This is a genomic window from Synechococcus sp. BA-120 BA3, from assembly GCF_034931285.1.
Taxonomy (GTDB): domain Bacteria; phylum Cyanobacteriota; class Cyanobacteriia; order PCC-6307; family Cyanobiaceae; genus Cyanobium.
This window is the reverse complement of record NZ_JAYGHZ010000272.1, coordinates 1-15,651: the sequence shown is the minus strand read 5'-3', so window position 1 is coordinate 15,651 and position 15,651 is coordinate 1. Positions and strand designations below refer to the sequence as shown.

The following is a 15,651-nucleotide window of genomic DNA, read 5'->3' as shown; positions in this document are numbered from 1 at the left end:
GCTGCAGCGGCCGCGCTGGCCCGGTGCCCGCCAGCTGGGCGGTGCGGCGGCGCTGCTGCTGGGGGCCGCCTACCTCGCCTATCACTCCCATGGGGTGACGGGCTTTCTGACGGTCAACCTCCTGGTGGCCACCACGGCCGCCAGCCTGGTGGTCTGGCCCTCACGGCGGCGCTTGCTGGCCGCTGCCGCCGGAGCCGGACTGCTGCTCGCGGCCCTCAACCGTCTGCCCTGGCACCCAAGGCTCGAATCCTTCTACGCCTGGCCGGAGACGATGCGCTTCGTCCACGACTACCGGCTTCTGGGACACCGTTTCTTCTACTTCTGGCCCAGCCTGCCGGTGGCGACCTGGGAGCCGGCGTTTCTGGCGGCGCTGGGGCTGTCGCTGGTCTGTGCCGTGGCCTGGAGGGGCCAGTGCCGTCCCCCTGGCGCCGTGCTGGCCCTGGCGCTGCTGGCGCCGCTGGTGCTGCTGGAGTGGTGGGCTCCCTTCATCAATGATCTGGTCTTCAAGCTGATCGAGCCGGACAGCGCCTACCGGCTGGTCTGGACCAGCCTGTTCTGGATCAGCATCCCGGCGATGGCCCAGGCCCTCGAACGCTCGGGGCGGCCCCACAGCGCCGGGGGATGGTCCCTGCAACGGGGGATCCTGGTCGCGATGCTGGTCTCCCTGATCGCCGTGCTGGCGGTTCCGATCGGACTGCAGGGGCGATCCAATGTGTTCGTTTCCAAGGTTCCCCATCTGCTCACCCCCCTGGAGGAGGTGCGGCCGGCGGATGGCACCACCATCGAACCGATCCTCGGGCCCCTGCGGGAGCTGTGCGAGCAACAACCTCGGCTGCAGGGCCGGACCCTGCTGAGCGATCCCTATGTCGGCGCGGTGCTGGGCACGCGCCAGTGCCTGGCTCCGTTGGCCGCCAGGGACATCACCAAGCTGGCGGCTTCGTCGGTGGAGACGGGCCAGTATCCGGGGCTGCTGAGCGCCCTGAACTCCACCGCCGCGCTGCGGGCCTGGCTCGACGAGCGCGGGGTTGATGTGATCGTGCTCAGGGATGCCTACGTGCCCTACGAGAGCCGGATCGCCCGGGCCAGCAACCACTGGCAGCCGGATCTGCTCAGCCGCTACGGGGATCTCTCCCTCAACCGCATCTCCACGGAGCAGCTCGCCCGGGTGGGTTTTCAGCTGGAGCGGCACGAGCACGGAATGCGGGTGTACCTCAGAACACCCGCTGCGCCTCAATGAGAGCCGGGCCTGGCCGGCACTCGCAGCCGCGGTAGCCCACCGGATTGGCGCTCTGCCAGGCCCAGCCATCGCGGCAGATGTCCGCCAGGGAGCGCCGGGTCCGCCAGCCCATGCGCCGCTCCGCCTCGCGGGGATCGGCGACGCTGATGGCGGAATCCCCCGGCCGCCGATCCACCACCGCGTAGGGGAGGGTGAGGCCGTTGGTGGCTTCGAAGCTGCGCACCAGATCGAGCACCGATTGGCCACGACCGCTGCCGAGGTTGAGGGTGAGCAGCTGGGGCGGTTCCGCCTCCAGCACCTCCAGGGCCCGGCTGTGGCCCTCGACCAGGTCCATCACGTGCAGATAGTCGCGGACGCCGGTGCCGTCGGGGGTGGGCCAGTCGCCACCGAACACCTCCAGCCGCTGGCGGCGTCCAGCCGCCACCTGGCAGAGGAAGGGGAAGAGGTTGTTGGGCGGGCCGCTGGGGTCTTCGCCGATGCGCCCGCTGGGGTGGGCACCCACCGGATTGAAGTACCGCAGCAGGGCGATGCGCCAGCCGGGCGTGCTGGCCGCCAAATCGGCCAGCATCCGCTCCACCGCGGCCTTGGTGTAGCCGTAGGGATTGATCGGCCGCAGCGGGGCCGTCTCGGGGATCGGCACCCGATCGGTGAGGCCGTAGAGGGTGGCGCTGCTGCTGAAGACCAGCGTCCGGCAGCCGTGGCGGCCCATGGCCTCCAGCAGCCGGACCGTACCGGCGACGTTCACGTCCCAGTAGCGCAGGGGCTGGTCCATCGACTCCCCCACCGCCTTGAGGCCGGCGAAGTGGAGCACGGCGCCGATGCGGTCGCCGGCCAGCTCCTCCCCGACCCCGAAGGCCCGGTCGAGATCCCCGGGGGAGCGCACATCCCCTTTCAGCAGAGTGAGCCGGGCCGGCTGACCGTCTCCCGCGGCCCACTGCTCCGGCGACAGCTGCCGCCAGCCCTCCAGCCCGGCCAGTTCGCTGACGCGGCGCAGGGCTTCGGGGCTGCCGTTGCTGAAGTCGTCGATCACCACGACCTGATGGCCGGCCTCCAGGAGCGCCAGGCAGGTGTGGCTGCCGATGAATCCGGCCCCTCCCGTGAGCAGCACCTTGGTCAAGGAACGGCCCCCGTCAGGCGGTCACCCTCAACTTACCTGTCCTTAACCTCCGCCACCGCCCGCCACTGCCACCGCCATCGCCCGGCCACGGCGACGGCCAAAGCCAGGCAAGGGCGGTAATGTCCCCGCAGCACTGCCATCCCCCATGGACCCGGCCCATCCGCCGATTCGCACCATCTGTTGCATCGGAGCGGGTTATGTGGGGGGACCGACGATGGCGGTGATCGCCGATCGCTGCCCCGGGATCCAGGTCACGGTGGTCGACCTCAATGCCGAGCGGATCGCCGCCTGGAATGACCCGGATCTGGGCCGGCTGCCGGTGTATGAACCCGGGCTTGATGCGGTGGTGGGCCGGGCCAGGGGGCGCAACCTCCACTTCAGCACCGAAGTCGATGCGGCCATCGCCGCCGCCGACATGGTGTTTCTGTCGGTGAACACCCCCACCAAGACCAAGGGCGTGGGGGCCGGCCAGGCCAGTGACCTGCGCTGGATCGAGGCCTCCGCCCGCCAGGTGGCCGCCTCTGCCCGGGGCCACACGATCGTGGTGGAGAAGAGCACCCTGCCGGTGCGCACCGCCGAGACGGTCAAGGCGATCCTGGGGGCCGCCCAGCAGAACCGCCCGGAGGGCGATCGCAGGCAAGCCAAGACCTTTGCGGTGCTTTCCAATCCCGAATTCCTGGCCGAGGGCACGGCGATCGCCGACCTTGAAGCCCCCGACAGGGTGCTGATCGGCGGCGAGGACCCAGCGGCGATCGAATCCCTGGCCGGGATCTACGCCACCTGGGTGCCCCAGGAGCGGATCCTGCGCACCAATCTCTGGAGCAGCGAGCTCTCCAAGCTCACCGCCAACGCCTATCTGGCCCAGAGGATCTCCTCGATCAACAGCATCGCTGCCCTGTGTGAGGCCACCGGCGCGGATGTGCGCGAGGTGGGCCGCGCCATCGGCACCGATTCCAGGATCGGCGCCAGGTTCCTGCAGGCCGGACCCGGTTTTGGCGGCAGTTGCTTCCAGAAGGACATCCTCAACCTGGTGTACCTCTGCCGCCACTACGGGCTGGAGGAGGTGGCGGGCTACTGGGAGCAGGTGGTGACCCTCAACACCTGGCAGCAGGACCGCATCGCCCGGCTGGTGGTGCAACGCCTGTTCGGCACCGTCACCGGCAAGCGGATCGCCGTGCTGGGCTTCGCCTTCAAGGCGGACACGAACGACACCCGGGAGGCCCCCGCCATCCGCATCTGCCTGGACCTGATCGAGGAGGGGGCCCGCCTGGTGATCGTGGATCCCAAGGTGTCCCCCGCCCAGATCGCCGAGGATCTCGGCCAGCCCCCTTCCACGGCCGACGGCGGCTGGCAGACCGCGGGATCGCCCCTGGAGGCGGCCGCCGGCACCGATGCCATCCTGATCCTCACCGAATGGCGCGACTACGCCCGGCTCGACTGGGGGGCGATCGCGGCCCAGATGCGCCGCCCGGCCTGGCTGTTCGACGCCAGGGCCATCGCCGATGCCGCTGCCGCCCGGGCGGCGGGTCTTAACGTCTGGCGGGTGGGCGAGGGCTGAGTGACACGGCGCAATCTGATCACGGGCGGGGCCGGCTTCCTGGGTTCCCATCTGGTCGACCGGCTGATGGAGGCCGGTGAGGAGGTGATCTGCCTCGACAACTTCTACACCGGTCGCAAGGACAACATCCGCCACTGGCTGGGTCACCCCAGCTTTGAGCTGATCCGCCACGACGTCACCGAGCCGATCCGCCTGGAGATCGACCGCATCTGGCATCTGGCCTGCCCGGCCTCGCCGGTCCATTACCAGTCGAACCCGATCAAGACCGCCAAGACCAGCTTCCTCGGCACCTACAACATGCTCGGCCTGGCGCGGCGCGTCGGCGCCCGGCTGCTGCTGGCCAGCACCAGCGAGGTCTACGGCGATCCGGAGGTCCATCCCCAGCCCGAGAGCTACCGGGGCTGCGTCAACACCATCGGCATCCGCTCCTGCTACGACGAAGGCAAGCGGATCGCCGAGACGCTCTGCTTCGACTACCAGCGCATGCACGGCACTGAGATCCGGGTGATGCGCATCTTCAACACCTATGGGCCCCGCATGCTCCCCGACGATGGCCGGGTGGTGAGCAACTTCATCGTCCAGGCCCTGCAGGATCTGCCCCTCACCCTCTACGGCGACGGCAGCCAGACCCGCTCCTTCTGCTACGTGGATGACCTGATCGAGGGCATGATCCGGCTGATGAACGGCGAGCACACCGGCCCGATCAACATCGGCAACCCCGGCGAGTTCACCATCCGCCAGCTGGCCGAGAAGGTCAGGGAGCGGATCCAGCCCTCCCTGGAGCTCACCACCCAGCCCCTGCCCCAGGACGATCCCCTGCAGCGCCAGCCCGTGATCGACCTGGCCCGCGAGCTGCTCGGCTGGGAGCCGAAGGTGAGCTTGGACGAGGGTCTCGAGCCCACGATCGCCTACTTCCGGGAACGGATGCGGGCGGGCCGTTGACGGCGAGGGGGCCGATCCTCGTCACCGGTGTCGCCGGCTTCATCGGCGCGGCGGCGGCCGAGCGCCTGCTGGCCCGGGGCGAGCGGGTGGTCGGGCTCGACAATCTCAACACCTACTACGACCCGGCCCTGAAGCGGGCCCGGTTGGAGCGGCTGGAGGCCCTGGCGCCGGCCGGGGCCTTCGCCTTCCATCGCCTCGATCTGGTGGACGCCGATGCGGTGGCGGCCCTGTTCGCCGCCGAGCGTCCCGCCCGGGTGCTGCACCTGGCCGCCCAGGCCGGGGTGCGGCATTCGATCGACAACCCGGCGCTTTACATCCAGAGCAATCTGGTGGGGTTCGGCACGGTGCTCGAAGGCTGTCGCCACGCGGGTGTGGAGCACCTGGTGTATGCCTCCAGCAGCTCGATCTACGGGGGCAACCGCCACATGCCCTTCCGGGAGCGGGACCCGGTGAACCACCCGGTGAGCCTTTATGCGGCCACCAAGAAGGCCAATGAGCTGATGGCCCACACCTACAGCCATCTCTACGGCCTGCCGGCCACCGGCCTGCGCTTCTTCACCGTCTACGGCCCCTGGGGGCGGCCCGACATGGCACCGATGCTGTTCGCCCGCGCGATCCTGGCCGGCGATCCGATCCGGGTGTTCAACCAGGGCCGCATGGAGCGGGATTTCACCTACATCGACGACATCGTCGAGGGGGTGATCCGCTGCCTCGACAAGCCCGCCACAGCCGATCCCGCCTTCGATCCGCTGCACCCCGACCCGGCCACCGCCGCCGCCCCCCACCGGGTCTTCAACATCGGCAATGCCCGTCCCGTGCCCCTGCTGCGGTTCATCGAACTGCTCGAGCAGGCCCTCGGACGTCCGGCGATCCGGGATCTGCAGCCCATGCAGCCCGGGGACGTGCCGGCCACCGCCGCCGACACCACCGCCCTGGAGTCCTGGGTGGGGTTTCGCCCCTCCACGGCGATCGAGTCCGGGATCGGGCGCTTCGCCGCCTGGTACCGCGCCTTCCACGGCGTCTGAGCCGAGCCCTTCGGGCACAATGGTTCGCTGCCGATCCGCACCGTCTTGAAACCGCTCCAGAGCCTGCGGGGCATGGTCGACCTGCTGCCCGGTCAGACCCCCTTCTGGCAGCGGATCGAGGCCACCGCCAGGGAGCACTTCCGCCGGGCCGCCGTCGAGGAGATCCGCACGCCCCTGCTCGAGGTGACCGAGCTGTTCGCCCGGGGCATCGGCGAGGCCACCGACGTGGTGGGCAAGGAGATGTACAGCTTCGAGGACCGCGGCGCCCGCCGCTGCACCCTGCGGCCCGAGGGCACCGCCTCGGTGGTGCGGGCCGCGATCCAGCATGGCCTGGTGGCCCAGGGACCCCAGCGGCTCTGGTACGGCGGGCCGATGTTCCGCTACGAGCGGCCCCAGGCCGGCCGGCAGCGGCAGTTCCACCAGATCGGCCTGGAGTTCCTCGGCCACGCTGATCCCCGCAGCGACGTCGAGGCCATCGCCATCGCCTGGGATCTGCTGATGGATCTGGGGGTGGGTGGCCTGTCCCTGGAGCTCAACTCCCTCGGCAGCCCCGAGGACCGGGAGCGCTATCGGGCCGAACTGGTGGCCTGGCTGGAGGCCCATCGGCAGCGTCTGGATCCCGATTCGCAGCAGCGGATCGCCACCAACCCCCTGCGGGTGCTCGATTCCAAGAACCCCGACACCCAGGCCCTGCTGGCCGGAGCCCCCACCCTGGCCGATGCCCTCAGCGGCGAGAGCCATGAACGCTTTCTAAGGGTGCGGCAGGGTCTGGAGGCCCTCGCCATCCCGTTCGAGCTCAACCCGCGCCTGGTGCGGGGCCTCGACTACTACGGCCACACCGCCTTCGAGATCACCAGCAGCCAGCTGGGGGCCCAGGCAACGGTGTGCGGCGGCGGGCGCTACGACGGCCTGGTGGAGCAGCTGGGCGGCCCCCCCACCCCCGCCATCGGATGGGCCCTGGGCATGGAGCGGCTGGTGCTGCTGCTCAGCCAGGCCATGGAGGCGGGCACCCAGGCTCCCGTGACGGCGGCCCAACCCGATATCTACGTGGTGAACCGGGGGGGCCTGGGAGAGGCCTGCGCCCTGGAGCTGGCCCGGTATTGCCGCCAGCGCCCGGGGGCGCCGCTGGCGGTGCAACTGGATCTCAGCGGCGCCGGTTTCGACAAGCAGCTCAAGCGCGCCCGCCGGAGCGGCGCCCGCTGGGCCCTGCTGCTGGGTGATGAGGAGGCCGGGGCCGGCCAGGTGCGGCTGCTGTCCCTGGCCAGTGAGGCTGGATCCGGGGATCGGGTCCTGAGCCGGGAGGCGTTTCTGGCGCTGCCGTCGGAGGAGCTGCGGCGCCACGGGTGAACCGCCGCGCGGTTGCCCGAGGCCAAAAAAAAGCGGATCTCTGGGGATCCGCTGAATGGGGCCATTGGGACGGCGCGTTGGCCGGCGTTCGATCAGGCCGAACCCACACCCACGTAGGAGCCGTAGAAGAACAGGCCGACCACGAAGATCACGGCCATGCCACCGGCGGTGGCGACCATCCAGAGCGGCAGGACCCCTTCGGTCCACCGGCTCTTCCAGGCCACGGCCGGGCGGCCGTCGGGAAGGCGGTCGGGGATCCGACCGTCAGGAAGTGAGGATTTCTTGCCGCTCATGGATGGGGTGCCTCCCGATCAGTTGAAGAAGTAGCTGGAGAAGAGGATGCCGATGACGAACACGAACAGCAGCCCGAGATAGAGGCTGGTGCGGTTCAGCTCGACCGGCAGGTTGTTGGGGTTGGGATTGCGCTGCATGGATGTCTCAGCGACGGACGAACTGCATGGCCGCCAGGGCACCCAGGAAGAAGACCGTGGGAATGCCGAGGGCGTGGACGGACAGCCAGCGCACCGTGAAGATCGGGTAGTTGCGCGGCGTGGTGGGAGCGGTGGACTGGGTCATGGTTCCTGGAGGCGCAGATCAAGGCTGCTCTTGCCCTCGTAACGCTGACTCACAACGGGAGCCTTGGTTTCCTGGGCCTGGAAGTAGGCATCCGGACGGGGCGTGCCGAAGGCGTCGTAGGCCAGGCCGGTGGACACGAACAGGAAGCCCGCCAGGAAGATGGCCGGCAGGGTCACCGCATGGATGACCCAGTAGCGGATGCTTGTGATGATCTCGAAGAACGGGCGTTCCCCTGTGGAGCCGGCAGCCATAGCAACAAGCGTTCAGCCCGGCAATCCTAGGGGGCGGCCCCCGGCCCTCGGGAGCGGGACGGGGGGTTGGTTACAGAGGGATGCAGTTGCCCCCGCCCTCAGCCCACCCAGCGCAGCAGCACGCCCCGCTCCCCCAGGACAAAGCCCTTGCCATCGGCGGCGAAGACGATCCGGGAGAAGTTGGTGGGCTGTTCGCTGCCCACCGGATCCCGCTGCCAGCTGGCTCCGGCATCGTTGCTCACCAGCAGGGTGCCGTTGCCGCCGCCGGCCCAGACGGAGCCGCGGGGATCCCAGGCCATGTCGAGGTAGCCGTAGCCGTTGGTGATCGGGATCACGGGCTTGCTCCAGTCGCCGCTTTCGGTGCTTTCGGCGGTGCTGGGGTCGCCGTCGAAGCGCAGCTGGGCGCCCCGGGCCACCATCCAGAGGTGACCGTCGGGCTGGAAGCCCATCGACTGCAGCCGCTGGCTGCTGACCCGTTGGTGCACCTGCCAGGCCGGCAGGCCGGGTTCCCAGGTGGCGAAGAAGTTGCCCAGGCTGCTGACGCTGACGTAGTCGCCCTCGGCGCTGCGGCGCAGGTCGCGGATGGCACCGGCGGCATCGCCCACCAGGGCCTGCCAGCTGGAGCCGGCATCGGTGGTGCGATAGACGGCACCGACGTTGGTGGCCAGTTCGGCGGTCTTCGGCCCCAGGGCCGTCACCAGGTAGGGCTCGCCGGGCAGCTTGGTGTCGAGCAGCAGCCGGCTCCAGCTGCGGCCGGCGTCGTCGCTGTGCAGCAGCAGGCCGGGCTGGCCCACGATCCATCCCTCGGGGCCGCTGAAGTCGATACTGATCAGCCGGAAGTTCTCTTCCTCCGGCAGGTCGAGGGCCCGTTCCTGCCAGCTGGCGCCAGCGTCGTCGGTTTCCATGATCAGCCGGTTGCTGCCCACCAGGAAGCCGTGGTCGGCGCTGCTGAAGGCCACGTCGAGGGGGTTGGAGCGGGTGTCCAGGGGGACGGCCTGCCAGGGGCTGGCGGAAGCGGTGGCCAGTCCGGTGGTGACGCAGCCCGTGAGGCCAAGGGCGAGCACGAGCGAAAGGGCCAGGCTGAGCAGGGGCCGCAGCGGGCGAAGGATGGCCGGCAGGGCGGGACGGGGCGCAGGCATCAACGCAGGGAATAGAGGGAGAGGAAGAAAGCGAAGGCCAGGGCGAACCCCCCGAAGATCAGAACGTTCTTCTGGCCGGGGGTGAGGCGGTTCACCCCGAGGCCGAAGTTGAGGTTCTCCTCAAAGCCACTGGGCTTGTTGCGCGGGCCGATGTCCTTGAACGCCCCCACCCGGCTGCGGCAGACCGGGCAGCGGAAACCGACCGGGTCGAGGTCAAGGAAGGAGGTGCCGGCAGCGATCCCCAGCTTCTTCACCCCTTCGGCCGGGTCGTAGACGAAGCCGCAGCTGCGGCACTCGAAGCGGTGGCCGGAGGGATCCTCGACGACGGGTCCGGGCGCCTCGCTGACGGCCCCGGCGGGGGCCTCTTCGGTGGGTGTCTCCGTCGGCGGTTCCGTGCTCATCCCGTGCCTGGCCATACATGGGAACTCTATCGACGGCGACCCCGGGCACTGCGGCCCCTCTGGACAGCTGGCCGCGCCGGTCGTCGCGGCGACCGCCGCCCCCGGAGGCAGGTGGCAGAATGCGCGCCAGGTTGGGTCTGCCGATGTTCGTGCTCTCCGGCTACGACGCCTTTCTGGGCTTCCTGCTGATTTCGGCGGCGGTTCCGGTGCTGGCGCTGGTGGCCAACAAGCTGCTGGCCCCCAAGAGCCGCCAGGGGGAGCGTCAGCTCACCTACGAATCGGGCATGGAACCGATCGGCGGGGCCTGGATCCAGTTCAACATCCGCTACTACATGTTCGCCCTGGTCTTCGTCATCTTCGATGTCGAGACCGTCTTCCTCTATCCCTGGGCGGTGGCCTTCCACCGTCTCGGGCTGCTGGCCTTCATCGAGGCTCTGATCTTCATCTCCATCTTGGTGCTGGCCCTGGCGTATGCCTGGCGCAAGGGCGCCCTCGAGTGGAGCTGAGCACCTCCCCACCATGACCCTCACACCTTCTGCCGGCTCCCTTTCCGTCGATGCCCTGCGCGACCTGCGTGAGGCCAGCTGCGGCCCCGTGGGTGCCCCCGGCGTCACCGCCGATCTGTCCGAGAACATCATTCTCACGAGCCTCGACGATCTCCACAACTGGGCCCGGCTCAGCAGCCTCTGGCCGCTGCTCTACGGCACGGCCTGCTGCTTCATCGAGTTCGCGGCCCTGATCGGCTCCCGCTTCGACTTCGACCGCTTCGGCCTGGTGCCCCGCTCCAGCCCCCGCCAGGCCGACCTGCTGATCGTGGCCGGCACCGTCACGATGAAGATGGCTCCCGCCCTGGTGCGGCTCTACGAGCAGATGCCGGAGCCCAAGTATGTCATTGCCATGGGGGCCTGCACCATCACCGGCGGCATGTTCTCCGCCGATTCCACCACGGCGGTGCGCGGGGTCGACAAGCTGATCCCCGTCGATCTCTACCTGCCGGGCTGCCCGCCGCGTCCCGAAGCGATCTTCGATGCGGTGATCAAGCTACGTAAGAAGGTGGGCAACGAAGCCCTGGCCGAGCGGGGCAACCTCCGTCCCACCCACCGCTACTGCACGATCCCCCACCAGATGAAGCGGATCGATCCGATCGTCACCGGGGCCTACCTGCGGGCCGAAACCCAGCAGGCTGCCCTGGCCGCCGCCGCCGGTCTGCCGATGGGCGCCCCCGCTGACACCGCCACCGTCCCAGCCACCACCGCTTCCACTACCGATGCCTGAGGAGTCACCCGTCACCCCCGGCGCCTCGGACGCCACGGAATCCGCGGATGCCGGAGCCCTGCAGGCCGCCGCCCCCGGCCCCGTCGCCACCTGGCTGAGCGGTCAGGGTTTCGATGCGGTCACCCTGGGCCCGGACCACTCCGGGGTCGAACTGCTTGGCGTGGAGCCTGCAGCCCTGCCGTTGGTGGCCACGGCCCTGAAGGCCGCCGGTTTCGACTACCTCCAGTGCCAAGGCGGCTACGACGAAGGCCCGGGCGGCCGCTTGGTGAGCTTCTATCACCTGGTCAAGCTGGCCTCGATGGTTGAGCAGTATTCGGCCATGGCCGAAGCCACCGGCCCCCTGCCGGCGGAGGCGCGTCCTGATGAAGTGCGTCTCAAGGTGTTCCTGCCCCGGGACGGCGCCCTGTCGATCCCCAGCCTCTACGGCCTGTTCCGCGGCGCGGACTGGCAGGAGCGTGAAACCTTCGACATGTTCGGCATCGCCTACGAAGGCCATCCCCACCCCAAACGCCTGCTGATGCCCGAGGACTGGAAGGGCTATCCGTTGCGCAAGGATTACGTGCAGCCTGATTTCTATGAGATGCAGGATGCCTATTGAAGGCCTCTATGGAGCGCCTGAGCCGCTGAGTGCGGCGAGTGTTTCCTCTAGGTAGCGGGTTCCCCAGCGCTGATCGGGTTCCAGGTGGTTGCCTTCGGCCCACTCGTTCCAGGCGTTGATGAACACGACCGGTTCAGGAAGGCCGTAGTCAGGGAGGCGTTCCACCGTCTGCCTGAGCCAGTGGCCATAGCGCTCCGGCGTCGCATCCTGGAGGATGATGCCGCCCCAGCGCCGGCGGGCCGTGTTGTCCCAGGAAGGGGTGACACAGGGAAAACGGGGATAGGGAGGGACAGGCCTGGCAAGGGCGGCTTGGCAGACCTTTTCGTAGTCGACAACCCGGTGAATCTTTTTGCCTGGAGACTCATTCTTGATGACCCCCTTGATCTTTTCTCGAAGGCTGGGAGTCTGGGCGGGAAGCCTGCCAAGCATCGGCCAGCAGGGCTGAAATTCCACGGCGGCATCGAAGCCGAAGTTTTGGGGGTTGTTGATCTCCTCCTCCTTCGATTCGACGGAAACGAGATAGAGATCTCCCAAGCCATGGTCATGGGCAATCGAACGCCAGATCTCTGCCGTCCGGGCCAGATGGGGCAGGGCGCTGGTGCGGTAGACAAGAAACAGCGGTTTACCTTCGATCCTGATGTAGCGGGGATCCCTGAAGGCCGCTAACAAGGACAACAGGTGATCGCGATCGTCCTGCTCGCTGTAGATCTGCGCGAGAAGAATCTCGTCATCCGATCCGTCCCACCGCCGGGTCCAGTTTTCGTTGGCCCAGCAGAGACAGAAGGGAAAGTCAGGCTCCCCTGAGGCCAGCACGTCTTCGAATGGCCGCTGCAGCACGCGCCGGCCATTGAACCAGTAGTGGTAGTAGCAGAACCCATGGAGGCCGAAGGCATGGGCCAGTTCCGCCTGGGCTTGGCGCACTTCCGGCAGACGCAGGTCGTAGAAGCCCAGATCGGCCGGCAGATGGGGCTGGTAGTGACGGGAGTACAGAGGCCGCGCCCTGGTCACGTTGCGCCATTCCGTGAATCCCTTGCCCCACCACTGATCATTCTCCGGTATCGGATGATACTGGGGAAGGTAGAAGGCGATGGCTTTGGCTGAATTCACGAGAAACGAATGACTGGCTGATCGGGCGTCTGTCTGTGCTTCAGGGCTCTATCGGATGCACGGCCTTTTGGTGGGCGATGGGGTGATGGGGATCACCCTTACCCGCTGATCCCTGAGGGCCTCCCGGGACGTGCTGACTGGCCGGGCTGGAGCTGGTGACCGTTGACGCGCGTAGGGGCCGAACAGACGCGATCAGAAGTTGCAACAGTCGCCCCAGCAAGCGTGCCTTCGAGGAAAGCACAGCGTCCTGGAACTTGATGATTTCAGCCTGCGTCCTGATGGACGAGTCTCTGTCGTCAAGGCAGCGGGCCATTGAGGCGATCCACAGATCTGGGGAGGGTGGCCCGGGTTGCGGCGGGGACTCACTCACTTTGGGCCTGTCGGAGTTGGGAGCAGAAGATCTGATGATCCCTGTGATGGCTTCCAAATGGCGATCAATGATGGCCAGATCCTTCGTTTGGCCGCTGTCCTCAACAGGCCTTTCCATTCGCATGATGGTGTGGAGAGAAGCCGGCAGCTGACCTGGCTCCATTCCGAACGGGTAGAGAGCATCATTGCTTTCTGACCAGCAGTTGACCTTGTGCATGTTCATGGTCAGTCGTGGCACACCGTAAGATCTGGCCACGATGCGGTAGTGCAGGCTGGTGGATATGACCGCTGCAGCACTTGCAATCTGCTGGCAGATGGTCAGAATGTCAACCGAAGGCAGAACTTCTATTGGAACGGACGATTCTTCGGCCAGTTGCTTGAATCGGTAGTACTCGTCGAGTGAATCGTGGTAGTTGGCAGTGCCCGCAAGGCCAAGCTTCAGGCCGCCTTCGAAGTGCGGGGCAATCTGTGACAGCGCATGGATCAGCTCAGCGGAGTTTCTTCTCAGATAGTCACCTTTAAAATGCATGAGAAGACTGCTAGGTCCAATGGGCTTGGAGACGGGCATCAATTGGCTGATGGACAGTACAATGTCTGGGGCATAGGTGGCTTGCGTAATACCCAAGCTTCTCGCATTTCTTATGGAGTGGGTATCTCTAAAGCTGATCATTCTGGCCGCTGCCAAGGTGGCTCTCAGCCTTTCATTGTCTGCTCTGTCATCTGAGAGCTGGGTGAGGCCGATGCCATAAAAAAGTCTGTTCTCCCATGGCTTCGATGCTGTGTTGATGCGTTCCTTGGGTGGTGTCAGATAGGGGAAGGGACGGTCCGTGCCCAGCTCCTGATGGATTTCGGAGCTGATGATGTCCTTGAGATGGTAGGGCAGGGGTGCCGGAGAGTCACAGGCTAGGGCGTCATTGAAGGAGCAGGTCGCTGTCTCGCCTCCGACGTGCAGTACTGGTATGTCTGGATCAAGTCCGTTGGCAAGTAAGTCGAAGATCGAGTGGACCCTTGTGCCGCCACATGCCGTGAGATCGTTGTCAAGAATGCTGGCATGAATGGTGTTGATACCTCTCTGCCTGAGTAGTTTCTCAAAGGCATATCCCATGAGAAGATCGCCAAAATTGTGCCGTTCAAAGGCACCGAAAAGAATGGCGTCCGGATTCATTCGCTATCGGCGCTTGAGCGGTTTTGCCTTATCGGAGCGTTTGGAGCCAATCCCTTGTTCGTCCACCGGAGATCGATGGGTGCGCAGCCTTGAGCTCTGGATGCCCACATTCCTTGATACCTCGATCCGCTCACCGAAGCCGATGAAGGCATTCCACTGTTGCAGCGTCGGGAGTTTACGGCCTCAATCCCTCCTGTGCTTCCGGTAGAAGCGGATCACCTCCTTGGCCACACTGCGCGGCTCGTGCCGCAGGGTGGCGCTGGGGCGGGCCCCCTGCAGCGGCGCCAGGATCACCTCGTAGCCCTGCTCCCTCAGGTCGGAGGCCTCGCAGGTCACCGGTTCGGCCCCCCGCAGCCGGTAGACGTCGAGCAGGCTGGAGTCGTCCAGATCCTCCTGGGCCAGCACGGCCGTGAACAGGCGCTGCTCCACCCCCAGGCTCGCCAGCTGGGCTTCGATCGCCCGCAGGTGGCCGCCGACGTCCAGGCCGTCGGTCTCGCCGGGCTGGGTCATGAGGTTGCAGATGTACAGCCGCGGCGCCTTGCTGGCGCTGATGGCGCTCACAAGTTCCGGCACCAGCAGGTTGGGCAGCAGGGAGGTGTAGAGGCTCCCTGGCCCCAGCACGATCAGCTCGGCGTTGGCGATCGCCTCCAGGGCCCGCGGCAGGGCCGGCGGCCGCTCCGGGGTGCAGCCCAGGCGCACGATTGGACAGGGAGCATGCCCGATCTGGGATTCCCCCTCGATCCGTTCGCCGTTTTCCAGTTCCGCCCAGAGGCGTACGTCGGCGTTGGTGGCCGGCACCACCTGCCCCTGGACCGCCAGCACCCGGCTGCTGGCGATGATCGCCGATTCCAGGCTGCCGGTGATGGCCGTCAGGGCGCTCAGGAACAGGTTGCCGAAGCTGTGGCCCTCCAGGCCGCTGCCGGCCTTGAAGCGGTACTGGAACAGGCGGGTGAGCAGGGGTTCCTCCCGTGCCAGGGCCGCCAGGCAGTTGCGGATGTCGCCGGGGGGCTGCACCCCCAGCTCCCGTCGCAGCACGCCGCTGCTGCCGCCGTCGTCGGCCACCGTGACGATCGCGGTGAGGTTGCTGCTGTAACGCTTCAGGCCGCTCAGCAGGGTGGCCAGGCCCGTGCCGCCGCCGATGGCCACGATGGTGGGGCCGCGGTTCAGCCGCCGCTGGGCCAGCAGGGCATCCACCAGCAGGGTGTCCTTCTCCGGGGCCAGGGCCTGCTGGATGGCCCCGAAACTGCGGCTCTGGCCGAGCCAGATCAGGGCACCGCCGATCAGGAGCACCAACGGGCCGGTGATGCCCCGCGGCATCACCTGGGTGATGCGGTTCAGGCCCCAGCGGATCGTCTCGAGGGTCCAGTAGATGGGCTGCAGGTCGGCCCACACCGCCGCCCCCAGCAGGGCGATCACCAGGCCCAGGCCCGAGGTGATCATCCAGCGCTTCACCACCAGCCCCGGCTGCAGCCAGCGGGCCGCCCGCCGCGAGCGGCTCATCAGGTCCTGCTGACGCAGGTCGCCGCGGCCCACCCAGCGGGGGC

At 67.4% G+C, this 15,651-nt stretch carries 18 protein-coding genes; 8 read left to right on the top strand and 10 right to left on the bottom strand.

Annotated elements, in window-relative coordinates; translation table 11 throughout:
- Positions 1-1,237 (top strand): hypothetical protein (locus tag VB737_RS10485; RefSeq protein ID WP_500312795.1); only part of this gene is annotated, 1,237 nt, incomplete at its 5' end.
- Here VB737_RS10485 and galE read toward each other — a convergent pair.
- Positions 1,212-2,354 (bottom strand): UDP-glucose 4-epimerase GalE, encoded by a 1,143-nt coding sequence (galE, locus tag VB737_RS10480; protein WP_500312794.1) that lies wholly within the window; start codon positions 2,352-2,354, stop codon positions 1,212-1,214. The two genes, VB737_RS10485 and galE, sit on opposite strands and share 26 nt — an antisense overlap.
- A 145-nt stretch (positions 2,355-2,499) precedes the next feature.
- On the opposite strand from galE, the gene VB737_RS10475 reads away from it, so the two are divergent.
- The 4 genes from VB737_RS10475 to hisS are packed head-to-tail and all read left to right on the top strand — an operon-like array spanning position 2,500 to position 7,226.
- Positions 2,500-3,912 (top strand): nucleotide sugar dehydrogenase, encoded by a 1,413-nt coding sequence (locus VB737_RS10475; protein ID WP_500312792.1) that lies wholly within the window; start codon positions 2,500-2,502, stop codon positions 3,910-3,912.
- Complete coding sequence (locus VB737_RS10470; RefSeq protein WP_500312790.1) at positions 3,913-4,854, top strand: UDP-glucuronic acid decarboxylase family protein; 942 nt, start codon at positions 3,913-3,915, stop codon at positions 4,852-4,854. It abuts the gene before it with no gap.
- The gene (locus VB737_RS10465; protein WP_500312788.1) at positions 4,851-5,879 is read left to right on the top strand and encodes an NAD-dependent epimerase; all 1,029 of its coding nucleotides are present in this window, start codon (positions 4,851-4,853) and stop codon (positions 5,877-5,879) included. The genes VB737_RS10470 and VB737_RS10465 overlap by 4 nt, the downstream gene beginning before the upstream one ends.
- Before the next feature lie 45 nt (positions 5,880-5,924).
- Positions 5,925-7,226, top strand: coding sequence for a histidine--tRNA ligase (hisS, locus tag VB737_RS10460; RefSeq protein ID WP_500312786.1), 1,302 nt, complete (start codon positions 5,925-5,927; stop codon positions 7,224-7,226).
- 92 nt (positions 7,227-7,318) lie between these two features.
- Here the strand turns inward: hisS and VB737_RS10455 are convergent, their stop codons facing one another.
- The 6 genes from VB737_RS10455 to VB737_RS10430 form a co-directional block, all read right to left on the bottom strand.
- Positions 7,319-7,519 (bottom strand): photosystem II reaction center protein J, encoded by a 201-nt coding sequence (locus VB737_RS10455; RefSeq protein ID WP_015109703.1) that lies wholly within the window; start codon positions 7,517-7,519, stop codon positions 7,319-7,321.
- Between the two features lie 18 nt (positions 7,520-7,537).
- The gene (gene psbL, locus VB737_RS10450) at positions 7,538-7,657 is read right to left on the bottom strand and encodes a photosystem II reaction center protein PsbL (protein ID WP_015109702.1); all 120 of its coding nucleotides are present in this window, start codon (positions 7,655-7,657) and stop codon (positions 7,538-7,540) included.
- Between the two features lie 7 nt (positions 7,658-7,664).
- Entirely contained in the window at positions 7,665-7,802 is a 138-nt protein-coding gene (psbF, locus tag VB737_RS10445) for a cytochrome b559 subunit beta (protein WP_015109701.1), read from the bottom strand.
- Entirely contained in the window at positions 7,799-8,053 is a 255-nt protein-coding gene (gene psbE, locus VB737_RS10440; RefSeq protein ID WP_015109700.1) for a cytochrome b559 subunit alpha, read from the bottom strand. Before psbE ends, psbF begins: the two co-directional genes overlap by 4 nt.
- 98 nt (positions 8,054-8,151) lie before the next feature.
- Complete coding sequence (locus tag VB737_RS10435; protein ID WP_500312784.1) at positions 8,152-9,192, bottom strand: photosynthesis system II assembly factor Ycf48; 1,041 nt, start codon at positions 9,190-9,192, stop codon at positions 8,152-8,154.
- A complete protein-coding gene (locus VB737_RS10430) occupies positions 9,192-9,593 on the bottom strand; it encodes a rubredoxin (protein ID WP_500312782.1) in 402 nt (133 codons plus the stop codon). The genes VB737_RS10435 and VB737_RS10430 overlap by 1 nt, the downstream gene beginning before the upstream one ends.
- A gap of 143 nt (positions 9,594-9,736) precedes the next feature.
- On the opposite strand from VB737_RS10430, the gene ndhC reads away from it, so the two are divergent.
- Genes ndhC through VB737_RS10415 form a run of 3 tightly spaced genes read left to right on the top strand, consistent with a single transcriptional unit; the run spans position 9,737 to position 11,466 of the window.
- Positions 9,737-10,099: a photosynthetic/respiratory NAD(P)H-quinone oxidoreductase subunit C gene (gene ndhC, locus VB737_RS10425; protein WP_015109697.1), complete on the top strand. Its 363-nt coding sequence runs from the start codon at positions 9,737-9,739 to the stop codon at positions 10,097-10,099.
- A gap of 13 nt (positions 10,100-10,112) precedes the next feature.
- Positions 10,113-10,868 (top strand): NADH-quinone oxidoreductase subunit NuoB, encoded by a 756-nt coding sequence (gene nuoB, locus VB737_RS10420; RefSeq protein WP_500312780.1) that lies wholly within the window; start codon positions 10,113-10,115, stop codon positions 10,866-10,868.
- A complete protein-coding gene (locus VB737_RS10415) occupies positions 10,861-11,466 on the top strand; it encodes an NAD(P)H-quinone oxidoreductase subunit J (protein WP_500312778.1) in 606 nt (201 codons plus the stop codon). Before nuoB ends, VB737_RS10415 begins: the two co-directional genes overlap by 8 nt.
- A 6-nt stretch (positions 11,467-11,472) precedes the next feature.
- Here the strand turns inward: VB737_RS10415 and VB737_RS10410 are convergent, their stop codons facing one another.
- From VB737_RS10410 to VB737_RS10400, 3 genes are all read right to left on the bottom strand, one after another.
- On the bottom strand, positions 11,473-12,573 hold the full coding sequence (locus tag VB737_RS10410; RefSeq protein WP_323243431.1) for a glycoside hydrolase family 99-like domain-containing protein: 1,101 nt from the start codon (positions 12,571-12,573) through the stop codon (positions 11,473-11,475).
- Between the two features lie 40 nt (positions 12,574-12,613).
- Positions 12,614-14,107, bottom strand: a complete 1,494-nt coding sequence (locus tag VB737_RS10405; protein WP_500312777.1) for a polysaccharide pyruvyl transferase family protein — start codon at positions 14,105-14,107, stop codon at positions 12,614-12,616.
- Between the two features lie 183 nt (positions 14,108-14,290).
- Positions 14,291-15,607 carry a gluconeogenesis factor YvcK family protein gene (locus VB737_RS10400; RefSeq protein WP_323243433.1) on the bottom strand — a complete coding sequence of 439 codons (1,317 nt, stop codon included), beginning with the start codon at positions 15,605-15,607 and terminating at the stop codon, positions 14,291-14,293.
- Positions 15,608-15,651 lie beyond the last annotated feature (44 nt).